Source organism: Nostoc sp. NMS4 (assembly GCF_017115095.1).
Classification (GTDB): Bacteria; Cyanobacteriota; Cyanobacteriia; order Cyanobacteriales; family Nostocaceae; genus Nostoc.
Genome location: NZ_JABXKI010000409.1, coordinates 1 through 1,893 on the forward strand (window position 1 = coordinate 1; position 1,893 = coordinate 1,893).

Sequence of the window (1,893 nt, forward strand, 5' to 3'; positions counted from 1 at the left end):
CCTAATCCCTGGTCTTCGGCGATGCCATGACGAATTAAGTATAGTTCCATATTTTGTATTATTAGTGATCGGTTAAGCTGCTATTATGCAATGTTAGAACGCTATCCACCACTTAGCAATCTGTCATACTCTGGATGTGATCCAATCCAAAACCATACAAAATCATCATCTTCTTTTACAGCAAGCGCCCGATAATATATACCAATACGCACTGACCAAAACTGACCGACTTTTTTGAAATGCAATGATGGATATTTGGAATCTTCCCGAAGAAACTCGTAACATCGATCAGCAAGCTCTTGGATATCAATTGGTAACTGGCGATAGTAATACCAAAAATCTGGGGTTGCTCGATGTTTCACAGATCAGTACAGCGCCCTTCTCGGAGATGTTTTAGTGCTTTCTCTGCCAATACATCTAACCGACCTTCAGCCACATCTTTTTCAATCTGTTTATCCCAGGCTGCTGCATCGAATTCCGCAAACCAGGCATGAAAAGCAGCCAGATTCTCTGGTGAAAGTTGACTAACATCGAATTCGACGTTTATAACCTGCTCGTCGTCTAATTCCTTCTTTAGTTGTTTCTCATTTTTCTCATTTATTATTAAATCTCTAGTTAATTCGAGTGCGATAAGATTGCTTTTCTGATTTATTAAATTTCTAGTTAATTCTAGTCGTTTATCCCCAGTTGCTGCATCCAGTTCCGCAAACCAGGCACGAAAAGCAGCCAGATCCTCTGGTAAAAGTTTACTAACAGCTGATTCGACTTTTATAACCTGCTCGTCGTCTAATTCCTTCTTTAGTTGTTTCTCTTTTATTAAATCTTTAGCTAGTTCTAATGATGAATCAAACCACGACTCTTCTGGACTATCAGTTCTCCATTCGTCCAACAATTCACCAACCAAATTATCAAACTCTAGCACATTTACGCAATATGGAGTTCCAATGTATCCATGAGCAAGACTATTCCAAGCTTCAAAACAAAACTGAGCAAAGTCAAATTGAGAAATTGATAATTCTCCCAAAGAGTACATATGCTTAAGTAAGCCTATAACTGGGAAACGTTCAATAGGAATCGATACATCAACTGCTCGCTTTCTTAACGCTCCCTCAAAAGTACTCCATAGCAACAGAAAGGCTGCTTTAAAGGCTTGTTCAATTTCATCACTCTCAATCAGCCTATGAGCTTCGTGAAAACGATCAGCTAAATCTTGCCATGAAGGAAGTTGTTCGGATGTTCCAGGTAATGACTTGGCTTCTATGTCTTCAAGCGTGACCAATAAAAAACGCCAGCCTTGATGTTTACTCACTTCTTCTGCTAAAGCCTGTAAACGATCAACTGACACTCGGCTGAGGTTGGTTTTTACTTCAATTACCAAACCCGATCCGTCTCTAATAGCAATTATATCTGGTTGGTAGTTCCCCAAATTGAATGGTAATTTATCTGTTTTGGGTTTAAAGACAACACGAAATCCTTGACTTTCGTACTTCTCTGCCAGAGATTTTACCTTTTCATCGTAGAGAATTTTAGTATTGTTAATCATAAGTATTTTTCCACTGGTTGAGATTCACTCACTTTTACATAAACACACTCTTTACCTGTGATGACAGCACGCTGTAATAAAGAAGGTAGACTTATAATATCAATCGGATCAGACATAAATCGACGATGACTATCTACATCTGATACTAAACTATCATCTTCAAAAACTAAGTCTACAAGTGCATCCTGAATTGGCTTGATAATGTTATCGATGTCAGCCGGAAATTCATCACAAAGATAAACTAAGGTCAGTTGTAGATCGCCGTCTTGAATGGGACTGTTATCTTTCCAAACCTTTTGGGCTTCAACGCGCACAAAATTCTTCCATGCCTGAAGATTTTCTCTTTTCTT

The 1,893-nt window shown here is 38.6% G+C and carries 3 protein-coding genes; all 3 read right to left on the minus strand.

The window, feature by feature from the left end; translation table 11 throughout:
* Positions 1-101: 101 nt before the first annotated feature.
* Entirely contained in the window at positions 102-362 is a 261-nt protein-coding gene (locus HWQ37_RS32890) for a ParE family toxin-like protein (RefSeq protein ID WP_292755349.1), read from the minus strand.
* On the minus strand, positions 359-1,543 hold the full coding sequence (locus HWQ37_RS32895) for a hypothetical protein (protein WP_292755351.1): 1,185 nt from the start codon (positions 1,541-1,543) through the stop codon (positions 359-361). The genes HWQ37_RS32890 and HWQ37_RS32895 overlap by 4 nt, the downstream gene beginning before the upstream one ends.
* On the minus strand, positions 1,540-1,893 hold a 354-nt coding region (locus HWQ37_RS32900), incomplete at its 5' end, for a RusA family crossover junction endodeoxyribonuclease (RefSeq protein ID WP_292755353.1). The genes HWQ37_RS32895 and HWQ37_RS32900, both read right to left, overlap by 4 nt.

Bases quoted from the DNA above. Each gene is read 5' to 3' on its own strand.
- HWQ37_RS32895 (WP_292755351.1), bottom strand. From the start codon at position 1,543: ATGATTAACAATACTAAAATTCTCTACGATGAAAAGGTAAAATCTCTG.